The 21,831-nt window shown below is 66.8% G+C and carries 20 protein-coding genes; 7 read left to right on the plus strand and 13 right to left on the minus strand.

What is annotated here, in order from left to right:
• Positions 1-32: 32 nt before the first annotated feature.
• Positions 33-1,259 carry an acetylornithine transaminase gene (locus ROV93_RS20005; RefSeq protein WP_312541067.1) on the minus strand — a complete coding sequence of 409 codons (1,227 nt, stop codon included), beginning with the start codon at positions 1,257-1,259 and terminating at the stop codon, positions 33-35.
• A 63-nt stretch (positions 1,260-1,322) separates the two neighbouring features.
• Here ROV93_RS20005 and ROV93_RS20010 point away from each other — a divergent pair, with 63 nt between their 5' ends.
• Complete coding sequence (locus tag ROV93_RS20010; protein WP_069139259.1) at positions 1,323-2,195, plus strand: ion transporter; 873 nt, start codon at positions 1,323-1,325, stop codon at positions 2,193-2,195.
• Positions 2,196-2,297: 102 nt separating this feature from the next.
• Here the strand turns inward: ROV93_RS20010 and ROV93_RS20015 are convergent, their stop codons facing one another.
• From ROV93_RS20015 to ROV93_RS20025, 3 genes are all read right to left on the minus strand, one after another.
• A complete protein-coding gene (locus ROV93_RS20015; protein ID WP_072168438.1) occupies positions 2,298-3,239 on the minus strand; it encodes a YiiG family protein in 942 nt (313 codons plus the stop codon).
• A 160-nt stretch (positions 3,240-3,399) separates the two neighbouring features.
• A complete protein-coding gene (locus tag ROV93_RS20020; protein WP_111200506.1) occupies positions 3,400-4,392 on the minus strand; it encodes a YiiG family protein in 993 nt (330 codons plus the stop codon).
• A gap of 113 nt (positions 4,393-4,505) precedes the next feature.
• The gene (locus tag ROV93_RS20025; protein WP_072168436.1) at positions 4,506-5,324 is read right to left on the minus strand and encodes an NAD(P)-dependent oxidoreductase; all 819 of its coding nucleotides are present in this window, start codon (positions 5,322-5,324) and stop codon (positions 4,506-4,508) included.
• A gap of 108 nt (positions 5,325-5,432) precedes the next feature.
• Here ROV93_RS20025 and ROV93_RS20030 point away from each other — a divergent pair, with 108 nt between their 5' ends.
• Positions 5,433-6,116, plus strand: a complete 684-nt coding sequence (locus ROV93_RS20030; protein ID WP_072168435.1) for a hypothetical protein — start codon at positions 5,433-5,435, stop codon at positions 6,114-6,116.
• A gap of 80 nt (positions 6,117-6,196) precedes the next feature.
• On the opposite strand, the gene ROV93_RS20035 is transcribed toward ROV93_RS20030, so the two are convergent.
• Both ROV93_RS20035 and ROV93_RS20040 read right to left on the minus strand, forming a co-directional pair.
• Positions 6,197-6,703, minus strand: coding sequence for a DUF2867 domain-containing protein (locus ROV93_RS20035; protein ID WP_072168434.1), 507 nt, complete (start codon positions 6,701-6,703; stop codon positions 6,197-6,199).
• Positions 6,700-7,362 carry a serine/threonine-protein kinase gene (locus ROV93_RS20040; protein ID WP_049413709.1) on the minus strand — a complete coding sequence of 221 codons (663 nt, stop codon included), beginning with the start codon at positions 7,360-7,362 and terminating at the stop codon, positions 6,700-6,702. Before ROV93_RS20040 ends, ROV93_RS20035 begins: the two co-directional genes overlap by 4 nt.
• An 85-nt stretch (positions 7,363-7,447) precedes the next feature.
• Here ROV93_RS20040 and ROV93_RS20045 point away from each other — a divergent pair, with 85 nt between their 5' ends.
• On the plus strand, positions 7,448-9,445 hold the full coding sequence (locus tag ROV93_RS20045) for a bifunctional DedA family/phosphatase PAP2 family protein (protein ID WP_072168433.1): 1,998 nt from the start codon (positions 7,448-7,450) through the stop codon (positions 9,443-9,445).
• A 132-nt stretch (positions 9,446-9,577) separates the two neighbouring features.
• Here ROV93_RS20045 and ROV93_RS20050 read toward each other — a convergent pair whose 3' ends face one another.
• The 3 genes from ROV93_RS20050 to ROV93_RS20060 form a co-directional block, all read right to left on the minus strand.
• Positions 9,578-10,156, minus strand: a complete 579-nt coding sequence (locus ROV93_RS20050; RefSeq protein WP_072168432.1) for an LON peptidase substrate-binding domain-containing protein — start codon at positions 10,154-10,156, stop codon at positions 9,578-9,580.
• Positions 10,153-11,517 carry a UDP-N-acetylmuramate:L-alanyl-gamma-D-glutamyl-meso-diaminopimelate ligase gene (gene mpl, locus ROV93_RS20055; protein WP_072168431.1) on the minus strand — a complete coding sequence of 455 codons (1,365 nt, stop codon included), beginning with the start codon at positions 11,515-11,517 and terminating at the stop codon, positions 10,153-10,155. Before mpl ends, ROV93_RS20050 begins: the two co-directional genes overlap by 4 nt.
• 328 nt (positions 11,518-11,845) lie before the next feature.
• Positions 11,846-12,409, minus strand: coding sequence for an adenylate kinase (locus ROV93_RS20060; protein ID WP_005419045.1), 564 nt, complete (start codon positions 12,407-12,409; stop codon positions 11,846-11,848).
• Positions 12,410-12,545: 136 nt separating this feature from the next.
• Here ROV93_RS20060 and ROV93_RS20065 point away from each other — a divergent pair, with 136 nt between their 5' ends.
• Together ROV93_RS20065 and ROV93_RS20070 are read left to right on the plus strand one after the other, a co-directional pair.
• Entirely contained in the window at positions 12,546-13,802 is a 1,257-nt protein-coding gene (locus ROV93_RS20065; RefSeq protein ID WP_072168430.1) for a 6-phosphofructokinase, read from the plus strand.
• Between the two features lie 117 nt (positions 13,803-13,919).
• Positions 13,920-14,309, plus strand: coding sequence for a DUF488 family protein (locus ROV93_RS20070; RefSeq protein ID WP_072168429.1), 390 nt, complete (start codon positions 13,920-13,922; stop codon positions 14,307-14,309).
• 72 nt (positions 14,310-14,381) lie between these two features.
• On the opposite strand, the gene ROV93_RS20075 is transcribed toward ROV93_RS20070, so the two are convergent.
• Entirely contained in the window at positions 14,382-14,885 is a 504-nt protein-coding gene (locus ROV93_RS20075; protein ID WP_072168428.1) for a hypothetical protein, read from the minus strand.
• A 307-nt stretch (positions 14,886-15,192) separates the two neighbouring features.
• On the opposite strand from ROV93_RS20075, the gene ROV93_RS20080 reads away from it, so the two are divergent.
• Positions 15,193-17,220 carry a sodium-translocating pyrophosphatase gene (locus ROV93_RS20080; protein WP_072168427.1) on the plus strand — a complete coding sequence of 676 codons (2,028 nt, stop codon included), beginning with the start codon at positions 15,193-15,195 and terminating at the stop codon, positions 17,218-17,220.
• A 95-nt stretch (positions 17,221-17,315) separates the two neighbouring features.
• On the opposite strand, the gene ROV93_RS20085 is transcribed toward ROV93_RS20080, so the two are convergent.
• Together ROV93_RS20085 and ROV93_RS20090 are read right to left on the minus strand one after the other, a co-directional pair.
• A complete protein-coding gene (locus ROV93_RS20085; protein WP_072168426.1) occupies positions 17,316-17,783 on the minus strand; it encodes a YbaN family protein in 468 nt (155 codons plus the stop codon).
• A 31-nt stretch (positions 17,784-17,814) separates the two neighbouring features.
• Complete coding sequence (locus ROV93_RS20090; RefSeq protein ID WP_072168425.1) at positions 17,815-18,402, minus strand: biliverdin-producing heme oxygenase; 588 nt, start codon at positions 18,400-18,402, stop codon at positions 17,815-17,817.
• A gap of 108 nt (positions 18,403-18,510) precedes the next feature.
• Between ROV93_RS20090 and ROV93_RS20095 the strand changes: the two genes are divergently transcribed.
• On the plus strand, positions 18,511-18,768 hold the full coding sequence (locus ROV93_RS20095; protein WP_005410930.1) for a DUF2789 domain-containing protein: 258 nt from the start codon (positions 18,511-18,513) through the stop codon (positions 18,766-18,768).
• 94 nt (positions 18,769-18,862) lie between these two features.
• On the opposite strand, the gene ROV93_RS20100 is transcribed toward ROV93_RS20095, so the two are convergent.
• Positions 18,863-21,781, minus strand: coding sequence for a TonB-dependent receptor (locus ROV93_RS20100; protein ID WP_180890583.1), 2,919 nt, complete (start codon positions 21,779-21,781; stop codon positions 18,863-18,865).
• Positions 21,782-21,831: the final 50 nt, after the last annotated feature.

Consider the following 21,831-nt stretch of genomic DNA (forward strand, 5'->3'; position numbering starts at 1 on the left):
CCTGCTCGGCTCTACAGATGCCTCTGCCGGCTTCAGCGCGCGGCGATGAACGCAGCAATCGCTGCGCGCAGGCGCTTGAGGCCTTCGGCCACTTCTTCGTCGGTGATGTTCAACGACGGCACGAAGCGCAGCACGTCCGGGCCGGCCTGCAGGGTCAGCAGGCCGTGCTCGGCGGCATGGTCGAGGATCGCCCCGGCCTGGCCGGCGAAGTCCTTGCCCAGCACCGCGCCCAGCATCAGGCCGCGGCCGCGCACGTGGCTGAACACACCGAACTCGTCGTTGATGCGGGCAAAGCCATCGCGCAGTGCCTTCGACTGGCGGCTGACATTGGCGGCGATCTCTGCCGAGGCCAGCTTGCGCAGCGCCACGCGGGCCACCGCAGCAGCCAGCGGGTTGCCGCCGAAGGTGGTGCCGTGCGCGCCGAACTGCATGGTCTCGGCCACCTTCGGGCCGGCCAGCATCGCGCCGATCGGGAAGCCGCCACCGAGTGCCTTGGCCAGGGTGACCATGTCCGGCACCACATCATCCTGCCAGTGCGCGAACAGCGTGCCGGTACGGCCCATGCCGGCCTGGATCTCGTCCAGCACCAGCAGTGCGTTGTGCTGGTCGCACAGTTCACGCACGCGCTTGAGGAAACCGGACTTGGCCGGCATCACGCCGCCCTCGCCCTGGATGGGCTCCAGCATCACCGCCGCCACGTCGCCGGCGGCCATCGCGGTTTCCAGCTGCACCTCATCGTTGAAATCGATGTAGCGGAAGCCGCCAGGCAGCGGCTCGTAGCCTTCCTGGTACTTCGGCTGGGCGGTAGCGGTCACCGCGCCCATCGTGCGGCCGTGGAAGCTGCCACGGAAAGTGATGATCACCCGCTTGTCGGCGGGACGGCCCTGGCTGGAGGCCCACTTGCGGACCATCTTGATCGCCACTTCGTTGGCTTCGGCGCCGGAATTGCACAGGAACACGCGCTCGGCGAAGCGGCTGGCCTTCACCAGCTCCTCGGCCAGATGCAGCGGCGGTGCGCTGTAGAACACATTGCTGGTGTGCCAGAGCTTGCCGGCCTGCTCGACCAGCGCGGCCACCAGGTCCGGATCGTTGTGGCCCAGGCCGCACACGGCGATACCCGCAGCCAGGTCGATGAACTCACGCCCCTGGCTATCCCACACGCGGGCGCCCTGCCCTCGCTCCAGTACCACCTGGCGGGGCTTGTAGACCGGCAGGTAATAGTGCGAAAGGGAGATCAGCGGATCGGTCGCGGTGGTCATGGCAGTCGGCAGGGTTCAGGAACGCCCATTCTCGCGCCGGAGCCCCTGCTGCACAATGCGCCCATGCGACCGTTTTCCGCCCCCCAGCTCAACCCCGCCACCGAGACCGGCTGGCGCCGTCGGTGGTTCGACATCATCTACCGCCATGACTCGCGGCCCTCGCGCAACTTCGACCTGATCCTGGTGGTGGCGATCGTCGCCAGCATCCTGGTGGTGATGATCGACAGCGTGCAGCACCTGCATGCCGAGTGGTCCACCGGCCTGTACATCCTGGAATGGGGCTTCACCATCATCTTCACCGCCGAGTACCTGCTGCGCCTGGCGGTGGTCAAGCGCCCGCTGCGCTACGCGGTGAGCATCTGGGGCATCATCGACCTGCTGTCGATCCTGCCCGCCTACCTGTCGATGTTCATCCCGGGCGCGCAGAGCCTGCTGGTGGTGCGTGCGCTGCGCATCCTGCGCGTGTTCCGCATCCTCAAGCTGACCCGCTACATCGAGGAAAGCGGCGTCCTGATGACGTCGCTGTGGCGCAGCCGGCGCAAGGTGCTGGTGTTCCTGTTCACGGTGATCACCATCACCATCATCGCCGGCGCGCTGATGTACGTGATCGAGGGCCCCGAACACGGCTTCACGAATATCCCGGCCAGCATGTACTGGGCGGTGGTGACCATGGCCACGGTCGGCTTCGGCGACATCGTGCCGCAGACCGTGCTTGGCCGCTTCGTCACCTCGGTGCTGATCCTGATCGGCTACAGCATCATCGCCGTGCCCACCGGCATCTACACCGCCGAACTGGCCAGCACCATGCGCGAAGCCGAACTGGCCGCGCGCCGCGATGCCCGCGGCTGCCCGCATTGCGGGCTGGAGGGGCATGAACCGGATGCGCGCCACTGCCGCAAGTGTGGTGGCCAGCTGCCGGATGCGTTCAGCCATTGAGGCACATGCCGGCCCGCGGCCGGCACTACCGGACCAACAGGGTGCGCGCCGGGCATGGCCCGGCGCTACCGTGAGCAGATCCACGCCCCGCGTGGATCGCCCTCAACGCATGCGGTTGCTGGTGGTTACCAGGTCGTTGTAGGCATCCAGAATCGTCGACTGTGCGCCTTCAGGGTCGGTGGTGAGCCAGCTGCCCGACGCCGTGCGCTCGGCAGCCAGCGCATCGGCGGTGATCGGCTTGCCCTGTTCCAGGCGCTCGACTCCGCGCCCGGCTGTACGCACCAGCTTGTCGGCCGAGCGCTGCACATGGCCCCACATCGGGTCGTCCTTGCCGACACCACCGTTCTGGATTTCCGTCACCAGCGCCTGAAAGTCGGCCAGCTGGCCGCGCAACACCGCAACGTCCGGTGCCTCGCCCTGGAACGTCATTGCCAGCTGCTTGCCATCGCCGACAAGGCGCAGATGGTAGTACGCCAGCGAGCGGCCTTCGCTTTCCTCGATCTGCTTCAGCTGGACGGCGCGGCGATCGTTCTCGTTCTTTTCCAGTGCCGCATCCATCGCCTCGCTGGCCTTGAAGAAATCCGCATAGGCCTGCATCAGCGGGGCATGCTGGCTGCGCATCCCTTCACCACCGTCGCGACGATAGTCCTCGCGGGTGAAATAGCCATCGGCGCGCTCGATCAGGGTGTTCAGCGCCAGGAACGCCTGCTGGTACTGCCGCGCGGCCGCATCCAGCGACGTCGCCGGGGCCTTTGCCAGCGCCTCGCTCAACGGCTGGCCGCAGTACTCGACCCGGTGCGACAACACCTTGCCAGGTGAGCGCGGCTGCGCTTCCTTGCCGGTTGGACCGGCTTCGGGATCCTTCATCCAACCGGTGTAGGTCTGGAAACCCTCGTGGATGGGCTGTTCGACGCCGTTGTAGCACTCGATATAGGCGTTCACCTTTTCCAACCCGGGATCGGCGACAGCCAGCCCGGCCGGGTTGTTGCAGCCGGCCAGCGCGCAGAGCAGGAGAACAGGAATCAGGCGTGTGGATGCATTCAAATCAGTTCCTTGCACAAGTGAAAACTGCAGGCATCGTCATGCATGGCGCGAGCGCGCGCTCCAGCACCTCGGCAAGGTGCTGGCATTCGGGGCTGCAGGGCGTGTCATGCCGCAATCAACCTGCTCAATCGCGACAAAAATGAAGCGTTGAGCTTCCCGCTTACTGGCGGTTGCTCTGGAAAACCAGCGAGTTGTATTCCTGCATCAGCTTGTTGGCCGAGCCGCGTGGCGCCATCGAGGGCGAATCCAGCATGCGCCGTTCGAAATCGCTGTAGGGCGTCTTGCTGCTGACCCGCTGCAGCCGCTCCTTGCCTTCCCGACGGAAGTTCTCGGCTTCGCGCTCGAAGCTGTTCCAGTCCAGCTTGCCCGGCTCCTGATCGGCCACCTTGGCATGCGCCTCGTCGGAAATACGGTTGAAGGCGTCGAGTCGTTCACGGGCTTGGGCCGGATCAAAGTCGTCCTCGCTCATCAGCTCCACGATCGCTTTGGCTTCCAGCATCATCGCCAGACGGTAGTACTCGCGCGTTCGCCCCTCGGCCTGTTCCAATACCTTGAGCTGCTCGCGCTGGGCAGCGTCATTCTGGCGCTCCAGCTCGGCGTTGAACGTTTCGCTGGCAGCCACGAAGTCCTTGAATGCGGCCATCAAGGGCGCGTGCAGTTGCTTGCCCTTGGCAAACTGGTCGTCTTCGTAGTCCTGGCGATCGTAGTAGTCGTGCGCCTCCTTGCTGATCGGCACCAGCGCCTTCAGCGCCTGCTGATAATGGCTGGCAGCAGCATCGAGTTCGGCCAGCGCCGGCTTGGCAGCCATCGCCTCGGTCACCGGGCCATCGCACTGCTTCATGTCGTAATCGCTGATCTCGAACGGGCCGTACACCTGTGTCTCGCGCCCGGTCGGGCCGGTCTCGACGTCCTTGATCCAGCGCGTATAGGACTGGAGACTGTCGTGCGTCTTCGAATCAAGCGCGTTGAAGCAGCCGATGTAGGCGTTGAGCTTCGCCGTCAACTGCTGCTGTGCGTCGGACGGCACCGTGTTGGCCTCCGGCTTGCCCGAGGCGCCGGCGTCGCCAGCGGTTGCAGGGGCCTTGCCACCGCAGGCGGCCAGGACAAGCGACAGCGAAGCGGCCAGCGCCGCGATGGAAAGCGTACGTGTCATGTGCTCACATCCTTGTTGAAAACGATTACAGCCCAGCATTCTAGCGCAGCAGGCCGAGCGCCGCAGCCCTCGGCCCTCGGCCCTCGGCCCTCGGCCCTTGCGCAACGTAGCACTCAGTCCAGGAACAGATCCGGCAGCAACGACCGCGACGGGTCCACGGCATAGCCGGACAGATCGCTGATGCCGGCCTGTGCCAGCACTTCATCGTCGATCAGGAACTGGCCGTGGAAGCCTGCCGCTTCGCGCACCAGCACCGCATGCGCGGCGTCGGCCATGATCTGCGGCGTACGGCAGCCCGCTGCATCCACGCCCGGAATCATGTTGATTGCATCGGTGGCGATCACCGTGCGCGGCCATAGCGCGTTCACCGCCACCCCCTGCGGGCCGAATTCCGCAGCCAGGCCGAGCGTGACGAAGCTCATGCCCATCTTCGCCAGCGTGTAGCCGGTATGCGCGCCCCACCACTTTGGTTCCAGGCTCGGCGGCGGCGCCAGGGTCAGGATGTGCGGATTCGGCGCCTGCAGCAGGTACGGCAGGCAGGCCTGCGCGCACAGGAAACTGCCGCGCGAATTGACCTGCTGCATCAGGTCGAAGCGTTTCATCGGCGTATCCAGCGTGCCACGCAGCCAGATCGCGCTGGCGTTGTTGATCAGGATGTCGATGCCCCCAAAGGTGTCGACCGTGGCCGCAACCGCGGCCTGCACCTGCTCTTCCTCGCGGATATCGCACTTCAGCGCCAGCCCTTGGCCACCGGCGGCGGTAACGGCCTCGGCCGCGCTGTGGATGGTGCCCGGCAGCTTCGGATTCGGCACCGCCGACTTGGCCGCAATGGCCACGTTGGCCCCGTCACGCGCAGCGCGCAGTGCGATGGCCAGGCCGATGCCACGCGAGGCACCCGTGATGAAAAGCGTTTTGCCCTGCAGACTGCCCACGTTCCACACTCCAGCGTATGCAATGAGCCGCTAGTATGCCGCGCCGACGTGGAGTTCACCCGGCCTTGACGATACTGGCGCCTCCAGTCAACGCACGAGGTTCACGCCATGCGCCGTTCCCGCCTGTTGCTGCCTGCCCTGGGGCTTGCCCTGCTGACTGCCTGCCAGGGCCGTTCGCCCGAACCCGGCAAGGAACCGTCGGCCGGTGACACGCCCAGCGCAGAAAAAGCCGCCGCGGACGGCAAGCTGCGCTGGAGCGATGCAGTGGTGTGGGATGGCGACCTCAACGCCTGCCGCCAGGGCGAGAATGCGGCCACGCGTGAGTGCCTGCGCGATGCGATGCGCGCTGGTGGCGCAAGCGCCGATGCCATTGCTGCCGCCGAACAGTTGTCCACCGGCGGCGAGCTGGCCTACGTGACGGCCTGGCATGAGAACGAAGGCTTGGGCATTGCCACGGTCGAGTATCCGTTCCGCGCCAACACCAACGAGGGTACCCGCCTGGTCGACGCCACCGGCAAGCGCATCGATGTGGATGCCGTGCAGCTGGACGACACCCTGCGTGCCGACCCCGCCGTGCAGGCCCTGCTGAAGGACCACCCGCAGGCCACGCCGTTCGCGCCGGCGCGGTCGGCCGGGGCCACGCCGCTGGAGAACGGCGGCATCCGCCTGCTGTACCGCACGCCGCTGCGTGACTGCCACGCCTGCCCGGATGTCGGCCAGCTGCAGATCGCCTACGACTTCGACGCCAAGCGCAACTTCATCGGCCAGCAGGTAGTGCCGGCAACGCCGTAAGATCACAAGCCTCTGTAGAGCCGAGCCATGCTCGGCTCTACAATACGGTTCTCCCCTGCGCATCCACGCATCGCGTGGATCTACCGGTACACCTGCACCTGCTTCCTCAGCAGATGCGGCACGATCAGCTGATGCACCGGCGCAACCGGCAGCATGTACACGCGGCCGAACGCGTTGTGCGTATGCACCACCGTCACCACCTCCAGCACGTCGCCCTGCCACTGCAGGGCCAGCTGCACACGCAGGTGGCGGTCGTCGTCTTCCAGCACGATGGCATCGTCGCTGAGCGACTGCAGGGTGAAGATGCCCAACCGCTGCCCGGGTTGAGGATCCGCAACATCCTGCGCCGCGCGCAACGAGCCCAGGTGCTTCATGCCGAGCAGGCGCATGCCGCGATTGCGCAGCGCCATCAGCCCATCGAACCAGCCGGGAATGGTCGCGGCCATATCGCGATAGGCCTGCAAGGCCGAGCGCCCATCACGATGGGTTGTTGCCTGGCAGGCGTGCACGAAGTCGGCACCGGCCAGCTGTGGGCGCAGGACGCTGCCCGCACTCGGTGGGCCGGTCACTACCTGCAGTGGACTCACGGCTTGGGCCCCTGCCCCTCGTTGTCTTCCCAATGCAGGATGCGACGGGTAACGAAGCGGTAGACCGGCTTGCCCGTGGCGAACCACAGTTCGCGCACCCACGAGGTGCGCTTGAGCACGCGCTTTTCCACTGGGGTGAGCGACTCACGGCAGTACATGCGCTTGTGCTTGAGCAGGTGGCGCAGGTCCTCGCGGGCCAGCAGGCGCATCCAGCGCGAGCGCGGGTTGCCGATCACTGCCAGCTGGAAGTCGATCAATGCCGGGCGGCCGTCTTCGGTCACCAGCCAGTTGGCTTCCTTGGCCAGGTCGTTGTGGGCCACGCCGCGCCGATGCAGCTGCTGCAGCAGCCGACGCGCGGCGCGGAACCAGGCCAGGTCGCCACGCGGTGGGCGCTGGTACATGGCGTCGCCGGCCATGAAACTGCGGTCGAGATGATGTCCATTCCACGCCAGCAGCTGCGGCACGTCGGCCATGCCATGGATATGGCGCAGCGCGCGCGCTTCGCGGCGGGCCAGCCACCAGGCCGGCAGGCGCAACCACAGCGGCGTGGCGCCCAGGTCACGGCGTACGAAGGGGCCGGCAGGCCCTTCCACACGGAGGATGCGACCGAAGCTGTCGGCCTTCAAAGCATGTGGTGGCGTGTCTGGCGTATGCGGCATGGGCCCATTCTAGGCGATGGCGCCGGTTGCAAACGGTCACCAAGCGGCTGGGAACCAGTCACCTTCACGCCCCTATAATCGGGCAATGGACTCTTCATGGATCGACGCCACGCTTGCGTGGATTGCCGCTCACCCCGTGCTGGCGGGTGCCGTTATCTTCCTCATCGCCTTCTGCGATGCGGTGATCATTCTCGGCGCCATCGTGCCGGCGCTGCCGCTGCTGTTTGCGGTAGGCGTGTTCATCGGCCTGGGCCAGATCTCCGGACCGTACGCGGTGGCGGCGGCCGCACTGGGCGCGTTCGCCGGTGATGGCATCAGTTACTGGATCGGCCGCCGCTGGGGCGATCGCCTGCGCGGCATCTGGCCGTTCAGCCGCTACCCGCAGCTGCTCGACCGCGGCGAGAACCTGTTCCGTCGCAATGCGTTCAAGAGCATTCTGGTGGCACGCTACGTCGGCGCGATCCGGCCGTTCGTGCCGGCCATCGCGGGCATGATGAAGATGCCCGCCAGCCGCTATGTACAGGCCAGTGGTATCGCCAGCATTTCATGGGCGGTACTGTTCCTGGCCCCGGGCTGGATTCTTGGCGAGGCCTATGACGCGGTGGCCGCAGTAGCCGGTCGGCTGGTGGTGGTGGTCGGCCTGCTGGCGGTGATCCTCGGCCTGGTCTGGGCCATCGTGCTGTACGGCTACCGCTGGTCGGCCGCGCGCATGGACAACTGGCTGGCACGCCTGCTTGACTGGTCCAACCGCCATCCGACGCTGGGCCGCTACACCGTCGGTGTGCTGGACCCGAAGCGGCGCGAGTCGGTGCCGCTGGCGATGCTGGCGCTGATGCTGCTGGTGCTGGGCTGGGGCTGGTTCGCGCTGCTGACCGTGGTGGTTGCGCATGGCGAGCCGCTGGCGATCGACCTGCTGGTGCACCAGGCCATGCTGGCGCTGCGCAATCCGTTGGCCGATTACCCGATGGCCGCGCTGGCCTCACTGGGCGCCTGGCAGGTACTGCTGCCGGCCACTGCGGCGGCGATGGGCTACCTGGTCTGGCGCCGGCGCTGGATGGCGGCCGCGCACTGGCTGGCCGCCCTCGCCTTCGGCCTGGCACTGACCATGCTGCTGGGCGCCACCGTCGATGTTGTGCGCCCGGTCGACGCCAGCAGTGGCTTCGGCTTCCCGTCGGTGTCGGTGACGATGGCCACCATCACCTTCGGCTTCTTCGCGGTGCTGATCGCCCGCGAGATGCCCGGCCGTACCCGCGTCTGGCCGTACCTGGTATCGGGCATCGTGGTCAGCCTGATCGGCTTCTCGCGCCTGTACCTGGGCGCGCATTGGCTGAGCGATGTGATCGGCGGCATGCTGTTCGGCACGTTCTGGCTGCTGGTGCTGGGCATCGCCTACCGCCGCCGCTTCAACCGCTCGTTCTGGGTGAAGCCGGTGGCATGGCTGTTCTACGGCGTGTTCGCCGTCGCCGCGATGTGGTACGCACCGCGCAACATCCCGGTGAAGCTGGAACGCTTCGAGCCGACCTTGCCGGCCCCGCAGGCAATGGACACGCAGGCCTGGTGGCAGCACGACTGGGCGACACTGCCGGCGCGCCGCAACGAGTTCGATGACGACCAGCGCTGGCCGTTGGACGTGCAGGTGGCCGGTCCGCTGGCACCGCTGCAGGCGCAACTGGAAGCGCGCGGCTGGAAGCGGCAGGAGCAGGCCGGCTGGCAGCAGGCGCTGCTGATGCTGGACAAGAACACCGGCGCCGATGAACTGCCGGTGCTGCCGGCGACGCTGGAAACCCGCGTGGAAGCGCTGTTGATGGTACGCCCGGGTACACACCGTGATGAGCGCTACGTACTGCGCCTGTGGCCGGCCCCTGCGCAGTTGCAGCCGGGCAACACGCCGCTGTGGCTGGGCAGTGCACAGACCCTGCGCTACGAACGCCATTTCGAGTGGATCGGCATGTGGCACCCGCTGCGTGGCGTCGACCCGGCATTGAATGCCGTGAAGGACGCCGTGCAGGAGCTGCCGCAGCGCGAGGACGTGCACAGCGAAACCGGGTTGCCGGTGCTGCGGCTGAAGACTACAACGCCCTGACCGGTACCGGTGCGCGATCCAACAAGCCGAGCATAGGCTCGGCTCTACAGTAGATCCACGCCATGCGTGGATGCGGATTCCACGGATACCCCAGCGTGTGCCCCAAGGTGCACACCCACCCGAGGATGGCGTCTACGGCATCCAGCCCAGCAGCTGCTGCAGACGCTGGTGCGGGTCATCCAGCTGCAGCAGCTGCAACCGCTGCTGCTCGCTCAGCGGCAGCAGCTCGGCCAGCCGCCAGCCGACCCAGCTGGCCTGGTCCAGCAGCGCCGGATTGGCCGGCGCATAGGCCTCGCCGGCCTGCTCGATGATGTGCCCCAGCACCGTGGCCAGCAGTGCATGCTGCGGCCGCAGTTCGTCATCGGGGTCTTCCTCGCACCAGCGCACATCAGCCACCACCAGGCCGTTGTCGCGCACGCGGGTGCGCTCGACATGGAAGCGACGGGTGCCGCGCAGGCGCAGCTGCAGCACGCCGTCGGCGCCGACATCGAAGTCTTCGATGCGTACCTGCACGCCAAAGGCGGCCGGTGTCGCCGGTGCGCCGACCTCCTCGCCCTCGAGGATCAGGCAGACGCCAAATCCCTCACCACTGCGGCCGCTGTCGCGGACAAGGTCCAGATAGCGCCGCTCGAACACGCGCAGGCCCACCGCTGCACCCGGTACCAGCGCGGTGTGCAGCGGGAACAGCGGCAGCGAGCCGTCGCCGCTCATCGGGCGTGCAGCGCGGCGAGGAAGCGGCGCGGCGCGCCGTCGAAGCCACCGTTGGACATGAATACCACGTGGTCACCGCTGCGCGCGCTGGCCTGCAGCTGCGCCAGCAATGCGTCGGTATCGGGCACCGCGTGGGCTTGGCCACGCACCGCGGCGATCACCGCCGCAGCATCCCAGGCCAGTTCCGGGCGATGCAGGAACACCACTTCATCGGCCAGCGCCAGCGAGGGAGCCAGCGCCTGCGCATGTGCGCCCAGCCGCATCGAGTTGCTGCGCGGCTCCATCGCGACCACGATGCGCGCATCACCCACCTTGGAACGCAGGCCCTCCAGCGTGGTGGCGATCGCAGTCGGATGGTGGGCGAAATCGTCGTAGACGGTGATGCCGTCATGGCTGCCGATCACTTCCATGCGGCGCTTGACGCTGCGGAAGCGCGCCAGCGCTGGAATAACCTGGGCAGGTGCCACGCCCACTGCATGCGCGGCGGCCAGCGCAGCCAGTCCATTGAGCACGTTGTGGCGGCCCAGCAGCGACCACTGCACATCACCCAGCGCCTGCCCACGATGATGCACGCGGAACGCGCTGCCGTCGGCAGCCAGCAGCTCGGCATGCCATTCCAGCGCCGGATCGAAGCCGAAGCGCTCGACCGGGGTCCAGCAGCCCATCGCCAGCACTTCGGCCAGGTACTGATCCTCGCCGTTGACGATCAGCCGGCCACGTGCGGGTACGGTACGCACCAGATGGTGGAACTGGCGCTGGATCGCGGCCACGTCCGGGAAGATGTCGGCGTGGTCGTATTCAAGGTTGTTGAGGATGGCCACCAGCGGCCGGTAGTGCACGAACTTGCTGCGCTTGTCGAAGAAGGCCGTGTCGTACTCATCGGCCTCGACCACGAACTCGCGGCCCCGGCCCACGCGGGCGGAGACACCGAAATCCTCGGCGACACCACCGATCAGGAAGCCCGGCGAGCGGCCTGCACTTTCCAGCAGCCAGGTGAGGATGGTGGTGGTGGTGGTCTTGCCGTGGGTACCGGCCACGGCCAGCGTGTCGCGGCCCGGCAGCACCTGCTCGGACAGCCACTGCGCGCCGGAGATATAGCGCTGGCCGGCATCGAGCACGGCTTCCACGGCGGCATTGCCGCGCGACAGCGCGTTGCCGATCACTACCTCGTCGGTGCCGGCGGGCACGCTGTCGGCGCGGTAGCCCTGGTCCAGGGTGATGCCCAGCTGTTCGAGCTGGGTCGACATCGGCGGATAGATGGCCTGGTCGCTGCCGCTGACGGAATGCCCAAGTTCCCGCGCCAGGGCGGCCACGCCGCCCATGAAGGTGCCGGCAATTGCAAGGATATGTACGCTGCTCATGACCGAGGATTGTGACCGATGACGGCTGTATAGGGCCAATGTCCGCTATCGGGTAAGACAACCCCTACACGGGATGTGAGAAAACTCCAATCAACTGTCAGGGAATTCCCGATAGCGATGTTCTGTGAACCCGGACACAATTCGAACTGCCAGCCGCAGTACCCGAACCGGTCCTACTCCCCAAGAGGCCATCCCCAAGGGAGCTCATGCTGCGGGGCCCTGAGCAAGCCCTTCGCTGGCGCCTATCAAACGACACAGGCCTGATCCTCGCGGACCAGGCCTGTGCTTTTTGCGCCGGAAGGACCGGACGCGTGCCGGCCCCGCCGGATCAGGCCTTGATCGCTGCCAGGATGCGGGCTTCGATCTCGTCCAGCTCACCGACGCCATCGACGCGGGCCAGGGTGCCACGGCCGGCGTAGAAATCGACCACCGGGGCGGTCTGGTCGTTGTAGACCTGCAGGCGCTGGCGCACCGCTTCCGGGTTGTCATCGGCGCGGCCCTGCTCCTTGGCACGACCGGCAATGCGGTCGACCAGCAGCTCGGTGGGCACATCCAGCTGTACCACCGCGTCCAGCGGCTGGCCGATCTTGGCCAGCAGGCCGTCCATCGCATTGGCCTGGGCCACGTTGCGCGGATAACCATCAAGGATGAAGCCCTTGGCGACATCGGCCTGGGTCAGGCGCGACTCCAGCATGCCCAGCAGGATGTCGTCCGACACCAGGTTGCCGGCATCCATCACCGTCTTGGCCTGCTTGCCCAGCTCGGTGCCGGCGGCGATTTCCGCGCGCAGCATGTCACCGGTCGAAATGTGGGCGATCCCCAGCTTTTCCTTCAGGCGCGTCGCCTGTGTCCCCTTGCCCGAACCGGGCGGTCCCAACAGAACCAATCGCATTGACCTGACTCCAACGTGTTGAAAACAAAGAAGGTTCGCGTCCCGGACGGTCCGGTATCGCTGCACCGCAATAGCGCCACTTTACCGCATCCGGGTAATGTCCCTGCAATGTCCCCTCCCCCGAGCAGGTAGAAGCATGCGCAACGGTACTCTCCTTTATGCCCAGTCCGGCGGTGTCACCGCCGTCATCAATGCCACGGCGGCAGCGGTGATCGAGCAGGCCCGGGCCAAGGGCATCAAGGTCCTGGCCGCCCGCAACGGCATCCTCGGCGCGCTGCGCGAGGAGCTGATCGACACCAGCAGGGAGAGTGCCGCCGCGATCCGCGCCCTCGCCCATACCCCGGGCGGCGCCTTCGGCTCGTGCCGGGTCAAGCTGAAATCGCTGGACGCCGACCGCGCCCGCTATGACCGCCTGCTGGAGGTGCTGCAGGCCCACGACGTGCGCTGGTTCCTCTACAACGGCGGCAACGACTCGGCCGACACCGCACTGAAGGTCTCGCAGCTGGCCAAGGCCTCCGGCTACGACCTGACCTGTATCGGCGTGCCCAAGACCATCGACAACGACCTTGCCGTTACCGATACCTGCCCCGGCTTCGGATCAGCGGCCAAGTACACCGCGGTCTCGGTCCGCGAGGCGGCACTGGACGTGGCGGCGATGGCCGAAACCTCCACCCGTGTCTTCATCTACGAAGCGATGGGTCGCCACGCTGGCTGGCTGGCCGCCGCCGCCGGCCTGGCCGGCAACGGTGATGACGAAGCGCCGCACATCATCCTGCTGCCTGAGCGCGCCTACGACGAGGCCACGTTCCTGGCCAAGGTGAAAGCCGTGGTCGAGCGCGTCGGCTACTGCGTGGTGGTGGCGTCGGAAGGCATTGCCACCGCCGATGGCCGCTTCGTTGCCGATGCCGGCGGTGGCAAGGACTCGTTCGGTCATTCGCAGCTCGGCGGCGTGGCGGCGCACCTGGCCGGCCGGGTCAAGGATCAGCTGGGCCTGAAGGTGCACTGGGCACTGCCCGATTACCTGCAGCGCTCGGCCCGCCACCTGGCCAGCAGGACCGACTGGGAGCAGGCGCAGGCGGTGGGCAAGGCCGCGGTGCAGCTGGCCCTGAAGGGTCAGAATGGCGTGATGCCGGTGATCGTGCGCAGCAGCGATTCACCGTATCGCTGGAAGATCGAAGCCGCGCCGCTGTCGAAGATCGCCAATCACGAGAAGAAGATGCCGGCTGGTTTCATCCGCCGCGATGGCTTCGGCATCACGGCCAGGGCACGCGCCTACCTGTCACCACTGATCAAGGGCGAAGCACCGCTTCCCTATGGCACCGATGGCCTGCCGAAGTACGTCACCCTGAAGAACGTGTCGGTGAAGCAGAAACTGCCGGCCTTCGAAGGCTGACCTGAAAAAGGGGACGGAGGGGATTAAGTCGCATACGCCCCTCTGTCATCTCCAACAGCATCAGCAGTGGGTCGGATACGACTTAATCCCCTCCGTCCCCTTTTCATGGAGGTCATCATGGCACTGCGTGTTGTTCGACTCGGTACGCCGCGCCAACCCGGCGAGGGACTGCGCATCGGCACGGTGCGGCGGCCGCCGCGCGGCGTGCCGCGCAGCGAGTTCGCCCGACAGGACGGGTACGACGTCTGGTTTCCGACCCTGTCACCCAGCGCGGAGCTGGTGAAGCGGGCACATGAGGCAACGACGGCGGCCGATTGGACCGCCTTCTTCCGCCATTACAAGGCCGAGATGAAGGCGCCCGATGCCGCCCACGCGCTGGACCTTCTGGCCGCGATGTCGCAACACAGCGACATCAGTGTGGGCTGCTACTGCGAGGATGAAGCGCACTGCCACCGCAAGGCATTGCGCGAGCTGCTGGTGGCGCGGGGGGCAATGCTGGCGGAGTGATCAGCCGGATGCCGGCCAGCGGCCGGCACTACCACGCGTGGATGACGGCGTGGGCGTAGCGCCCGCGCCACCTCAATTGCAAGCCTTGCCTTCCATCTGCAACTGCGCGGCGAACATCGTCACCTGCGGAATCTGGCCGGCGGCGGCCTGCTTCTTCGCCTCTTCCAGATAAATGCGCGATTGGCCCTGCCCGTCCAGCTCGACCTTGTGGCTCGACGGCAGGCGCCACACCCGCACCACCGCCTGCTGCGCCGGGCACGCGGCATTGGGCACGCGGATCACATCATTGAGCTTCCAGCCCTTGTCGGCACTCGGCTGCGCCTTGGTGTAATCGACGAAGCGCGCGCGTGGCTGGCATTGCTCGCTGGTCCGGACGGCGGAGAAGCGATATGGCGCGGCGGCATCACCGGTGAACGCACCTTCCAGCCGCGCGCAGGCCTCGGGGATCTGCCGCAGCGTATGCACCGCGCCCACCGCCTGCGGCGCACCGACCGCACGCTGCAGTTCCGGCGTTTCCGCAGCGAAGGCCGGTGCGGCCAGGACCAGGGCGGCAAGCATCAACAGGGACAGGCGCATGGGGATCTCCTACGGGGCTGTGCGCAGGCTTGCAGAGGCTGCCTTAACGGGGTGCAAAGGCCGTTGGCTCGCCAATCATGCCCAGGGCCCGACGGCATGCGCCGCGGCTCCCAGGAGCCAGTCGAGCATGGCTCGACTCTACAAGTGGCGGCACGCATACTGCGGGCACCAGGGAACGCTGAACACCGCCATACGTCGGACGACCGCCAAGGTCGGTACGGGTTGGTTCCAGGCTGCAGCCCGTCGTCCCCCTCGTGGTGCCGTTCATCGCCACTGGATGCCTACATCCAATCTGCGGAGGGGTCTAATGCTGGAACGTCACGGGCTGTCACTGGCGCTGGGCTGCGCCATTCTCGCGATCCTGTTCGGAATCGTCTCGGCGCGCTGGATCCTGCGCCAACCCACCGGCAATGCGCGCATGATCGCGATCGCCACCGCGATCCAGGAAGGTGCGCGTGCCTACCTCAACCGCCAGTACCTGACCATCGGCGTGGCCGGCGTGGTGCTGTTCGTACTGGTCGGTGTGTTCCTCAGCTGGTACACCGCGATTGGTTTTGCAGTCGGCGCGGTGCTGTCCGGCGCGGCCGGCTACATCGGCATGAACGTGTCCGTACGCGCCAACGTTCGTACCGCAGAGGCGGCGCGCAACGGCATCAGCGCGGCGATGGACGTCGCCTTCCGCGGCGGTGCGATCACCGGCATGCTGGTGGTCGGGCTGGGCCTGCTGGGCGTGGCCGGCTACTACGCACTGCTGCTGCGCATGGGCCTGCCGATGGAACAGGCGCTGCACGCGCTGGTCGGCCTGGCCTTCGGCTCTTCGCTGATCTCGATCTTCGCGCGGTTGGGCGGTGGCATCTTCACCAAGGGCGCCGACGTGGGCGCCGACCTGGTCGGCAAGGTCGAAGCCGGCATTCCCGAAGACGATCCGCGCAACCCGGCGGTGATCGCCGACAACGTCGGTGACAACGTCGGCGACTGCGCCGGCATGGCGGCCGACCTCTTTGAAACCTATGCGGTCACCGTCATCGCCACCATGCTGCTGGGCAGCCTGATGCTGGCCGAAGCCGGTGCCAATGCCGTGCTGTATCCGCTGGTATTGGGCGGCGTGTCGATCATCGCGTCGATCATCGGCGCGCTGTTCGTCAAGGTGAAGCCCGGCGGCTCGATCATGGGCGCGCTGTACAAGGGCGTGATCGTTTCCGGCGTGCTGGCCGCCATCGCTTTCTACCCGATCACCTCCGGGCTGATGTCCGACAACGTGCATGGACCGATGGCGCTGTATGGCTGCGCGCTGATCGGCCTGGTCCTGACCGGCCTGATCGTGTGGATCACCGAGTACTACACCGGCACCCAGTACAAGCCGGTGCAGCACGTGGCGCAGGCCTCGACCACCGGCCACGGCACCAACATCATCGCCGGACTCGGCATCTCGATGAAATCCACCGCGCTGCCGGTGGTGGCGGTGTGTGCGGCGATCTGGGGTGCGTTCGCACTGGGCGGCCTGTACGGCATCGCCATCGCCGCAACCGCGATGCTGTCGATGGCAGGGATGATCGTCGCCCTCGATGCCTACGGCCCGATCACCGACAACGCCGGTGGCATCGCCGAAATGGCCGAGCTGCCTTCGGAGATCCGCGACATCACCGATCCGCTGGATGCGGTGGGCAACACCACCAAGGCCGTGACCAAGGGTTATGCGATCGGCTCGGCGGCGCTGGCGGCACTGGTGCTGTTCGCCGACTACACCCACAACCTGCAGGCAGCCAATCCCGGCCAGGAGTTCCGCTTCGATCTCAGCGACCACACGGTGATCATCGGCCTGTTGATCGGCGGCCTGATTCCCTACCTGTTCGGTGCGATGGCGATGGAAGCGGTCGGCCGCGCGGCAGGCGCAGTGGTGGAAGAAGTACGCCGCCAGTTCCGCGAGATCCCCGGCATCATGCAGGGCACCGGCAAGCCGCAGTACGACAAGGCGGTGGACATGCTGACCCGCTCGGCGATCCGCGAAATGATCGTGCCCTCGCTGTTGCCGGTCGCCGTGCCGGTGGTGGTCGGCCTGCTGCTGGGGCCGCGCGCACTGGGCGGCCTGCTGATCGGCACGATCGTCACCGGCCTGTTCGTGGCCATTTCGATGACCACCGGCGGCGGCGCCTGGGACAATGCCAAGAAATACATCGAGGATGGCCACTTCGGTGGCAAGGGCAGCGAAGCGCACAAGGCCGCGGTGACCGGCGACACTGTTGGTGACCCGTACAAGGACACCGCCGGCCCGGCGATCAACCCGCTGATCAAGATCATCAACATCGTGGCGCTGCTGCTGGTGCCGCTGTTGTAGATCCACGCGGCGCGCGGATGGCAGGCTCGACGGGGTCGGATCCCTTTCCTGCGGAAAGGGATCCGACCCCGATGGCGGCCACCGCCCGGGCCCGGTCAGCAGGCAGCATCGTCTCGGGTTCCAGCGGTATCGGGGGATGCGGCGCGGCGGCGGGCCGCGCGAGGATCGTTGGCGTCGTCCACTTCCACGACCGGATTGGGCTCCGGTCGCGGTGCCGGCCGGCTGAGCACGTAACCGGCGCTGGCGGCAAAGAACAGGCCCACGCCAAGCAACAGGCGCCACGACGGATGCGCGCCCCAGCAGAACAGGGCAAAGCCCGCCGCCATGCCTGCGCTGGCAAACGCCTTGCCCTTGCCCGACACGGCGCCCTGCTCGCGCCACAGCCGCAGCGACGGGCCGTAGCGTGGATGCGTCAGCAGGCGCTGCTCGAACTTCGGCGAGCTGCGCGCGAAGCAGCCCACCGCGAGGATCAGGAAGATGGTGGTCGGCATGACTGGCAGCAATGCGCCGATCACCCCGAGGCCGACCATCAGCCAGCCCAGCGCGAACCAGAGCCAGCGCATCAGCGCTGCACCTGTGGGCGCGCGCCGCGCATCAGGCGAATTCCACTTCGACGTGGCGATGCACGCTGCGGAACGCAGCGTCGGCTGCATCGATCACCTGCTGGTCCTGCTCGGCACTCAGCGGCACCGCGTCCAGCGCAGCGGTGAACTCGCGCCAGTGGCGCGCTGCGCCATCGGGATGGGCGGCCAGGTGGCGGGCGCCGAAATCACGGTCCAGGCCGAGCTTGGCCGCCATCTTGTACAGAATGGTGCCGCCCAGATTGGAGCCTTCGGCCACGTACAGCCAACCCAACGCAGTCGGCAGCGCGAGGTCCGAGGGCAGCGCGTCGATGTCCGCGCCCGGGAGCGTCTGCTCCAGATCCTGCAGGTCGCGCGCGACCTGTCTCAGTCGGCGGCGCGCGCCCAGATCGGGCAGCAATGCGTCCAGCGCAGGATTGGCATACAGCGCATCGATGCTGCGGTGGAAGCGATACTGCACGCGCAGGAAACGGGCGAAGTTGCTGCGGTCGGCGAAGATGTCACCGGCCATGATGCGCTTGTCCAGCGCACCGTGGCTGTCGCGGGTGGCGGCCTTGAGCCGCAGGCTGCGGCTGTCTTCGGGAGCGATGTGTGCGTTCATGGGGGAATGCCAGGAGGGTCGTCCTGCTGTAGACGTCCGCCGCAGGGGTTTCCCCAAGCCCATGTGTGCCGATAATGGGCCATCCCCTTCTTCCACCCGGAACCGATAATGATCACCACCGAACCGCGCATGACCAACCTGTTCCTGCAGCTGGGCCTGGACGCCAGCGCCGAGGGCATCGCCCGCTTCATCCGCGAGCACCAGCTGGCCACCGACGTCGAAGTGGTCGAGGCGCCGTACTGGAATGATGCCCAGCGCCAGTTCCTGTCCGAGTCGCTGCAGGCCGATGCGGCATGGACCACCGTGGTGGATGAGCTGAACGAGTCGCTGCACGAAGATGCGGTGAAGGCGTCGAGCGGGCTGTAAGTGCCCTGATGGGGCGCCGGGCCTGGCCCGGCGCTACCGTTGTCTCCCGCTGGGGTCAGAGCCCTTCCGCAGGAAAGGGATCCGACCCCGCAGATCAGTACTTCCAGGTCAACGCCAGCCTTGCGGTGCGACCCGGCGCCGGCATCACGCCCAGAGCCAGCGGGTCCAGGTAATAGCGGTCGGTCAGGTTGTCCACGCCGGCTTCCACCGACAGCTGGTCGTTGAAGCTCCAGCTGGCGAACAGGTCGACCAAGGTGTTCGGCCGGTACAGCTGTTGGATCGCCGACAGGCCCACGTTCCAGTCCTTGTCCAGCCTGCTGATCGGGCCAGCGTTGTGGACCATGCGGGTGCCGAAGGTCAGGCGCTCGTCGAACAGGCGCGAGCCCAGGATCAGGTTGACTGTGTAGCGCGGCGGGTTCTGGGTGTTGGTGTACGAGCCCTCGAAGCCACCGTCCACGCAGTTGGGCGTATTGGCCAGCTCATCATTCCTGCGCTGCGCACCATAGGCACGACGCTCGGCGGCGATGTCAGGCGCGCAGGTCTTGGCCTTGACATAGTAATGCGCGGACAGGTCGGCGAAGACCTTGCCGCTGTCATAGCTGGACTGGAACTCCATGCCCGCGACCTTGAACTGATCGACGTTGCGGATCAGGCCGGCCGACAGCGTGCGGTAGTCACGGGTGATCAGGTCGTCGATGCGGGTATCGAAGTACGCCAGCTTCAGCGCCAGGCGGTCGCCGGCGGTGAACAGGTCGTAGCGGAGGGTGCTGGCACCGATTTCCCAGCTGCGCGCACGCTCCGGCTTCAGCTCAACCGCCGGCTTGGCGGCGGTGAACAGGCCCAGCGTGGTCTCGAACAGGCTCGGCAGCTTGCTGCCCTCGGCGTACTTCACATAGACCAGAGTGTCTTCGCTGAAGCGGTAGGCCACACTGGCGGTCGGCGAGAACGCGGTATCACGGCGGCGGATCGGCTGCGACCAGGTCCAGCTGACCGGCACTTCCAGATCCTGCGGCTTGCCGGCGTCATAGAAGTTCCACCCACCGATGTCGCCCACCGTGCCCTTCTTGTACGGCGAGGCCAGCAGCGATTCCTGGGTGAAATTGCCATTGGCATCCGGATACCAGTTCAGCAGCGCAATGCGCTTTGCACGCCACGACGGCAGTGCCGGGTTGCCGTTGAGAAGCTCGGTGTAGCGGTACTGGCCCTGCACCTCATAGGTATCAGGCGTGGCCAGGCGGTTGCGGTCATGCACATCCACCCGGTTCCAGCGGCCACCGGCCAGCAGCTCCCAGTGTTCGTCGGGCTGCCACTTCAGCGAGGCCACGGCGCTGTATTCCTTGCGCTCGGCGTTGCGCAGGAAGCGGTTGTTGACCAGGTCGTCATGCTTGATCGGGCCCGATCCGCCCGGGGCGATGTCTTCGTCGCTGTAGGACAGGCCATAGTCGAGCGTGAACGCACCGGCGCGGGTGCCGAACGTCGAGGTGTTGCTGGCATCCAGGTTGAAGCGCTTCTGCCGCAGCGGGTTCCGGTAGGCATCCTTGTAGCCGGGATCGCCACTGAAACTGGGCGCGTCGTACCACTCGGTGCGGCGATCGAAGTACCACGGCGTGATGCCGGTCAGGCTGTTGTACATCACGCTGTCGGTGTCGGTGTACGCTGCATTGACGCGCAGGTCGATCAGCTCGCTGTCCGGATCGAAGCGATAGCGCAGGGTGTAGCTGTCCATGTCGACGTGGCCCGGGTCCCACTGCGGGATGCGGTCACGGTCGACGCGGATGATCTGCGAGGCCATGATCTCGCCGGCCGTGCCTTCATAGCGGCGGTAGCCGGCTTCCAGGCTCTGCGTGTCATCGATGCGCCAGGTGCCCTTGAGCAGCGCCGACTTCGAACGCGAGGAGGTATTGAACACTTCGGTACGCGGCGGATTCAGCGGCGCCAGCGTACGACGGGTCTGCGGGAAATCATCGTAGCCGTGCTTGCCGGAGAAGTAGTTGCCGTTGTCCCGGTACGCGTAGGCCGCAACCAGGTCGAAGCGGTCCCAGTGACCGGCACCGGCCACGTTGAAGAACTGGCTGCCGGTGGCGCTGCGATCGGTGCGCGGCGTCGCACTGTAGGACGGCAGGTTGTTGGCATTGCCATTGGCCAGGCCACTGCGCACGCGGACGCCGAAGTCGCGCCCTTCGCGCAGCACGTCACCGATCTTCAGCGTCTCCATCTCGACCACACCGCCGATGCCACCGGAGGCATTGGCCTGCAGGCTTGGGCCCTTGGTGATGGTCAGGCTGGAGATCAGGTCGGGGTCGAGGTAGGTGCGCTGTGACTGGCCCGCATAGCCGCGGTAGGTATCCATGCTGGACTGGCCACCGTCGATGATCACCGGTACGCGGCCCTGGCCCTGGATGCCACGGATGTTGACGTCGAAGCCATTGCCGACGCGCGGATCACCGGCGGTGACACCGGCCACACCCTTGACGATGTCACCGTTGGAGGTGCCGCGGAAGCGCTCCAGATGCGCGCGGTCGAGCGTGGTGGTCGAACCCACGCTGCGGTAGCTGTCGAGCAGGCGTGCTTCATCGTTGTTCGCACCGCTGTCGACGCGGTCGCCGGCCACACGCAGCGTGCCGGTGACGATCACACCGCTATCGGCCCGCACCGGCGTTGCTGCCTCCAGAGTGACCGCATCGGCGCTGACCCGGCGCACCGCCACGCCACTGCCCTGCAGCAGGTGCTGCAACGCCTGGTTGGCCGACAGGCTGCCGCTGACCGCGTGGGAGGTTGCGCCGTGTGCCAGCGATGCGGGGTACACGACCTGCACGCCGGATTGGCGCATGTAGCTGCGCAGCGCCTCATCCAGCGGTTGTGCAGGAATTTCGAAGCGCAGTACAGCCGCGTGGTCGCTGCGGGCGCTCTGCGCCAGTGCGGGTGGCGTCGTGCTGGCCAGCCCGGCGGCAAGCAACGCAATGCACAGACGGGACGGGCGCAGTACGCGGCCCGAGCGGTGGGAGTCGAACATGGAAGAACCTGTCAGGTAATCGGTGCCGCGAACGCGGCGTCATCCGCAAC

It is taken from the genome of Stenotrophomonas maltophilia group sp. msm4 (assembly GCF_032025605.1).
GTDB lineage: Bacteria > Pseudomonadota > Gammaproteobacteria > Xanthomonadales > Xanthomonadaceae > Stenotrophomonas > Stenotrophomonas sepilia.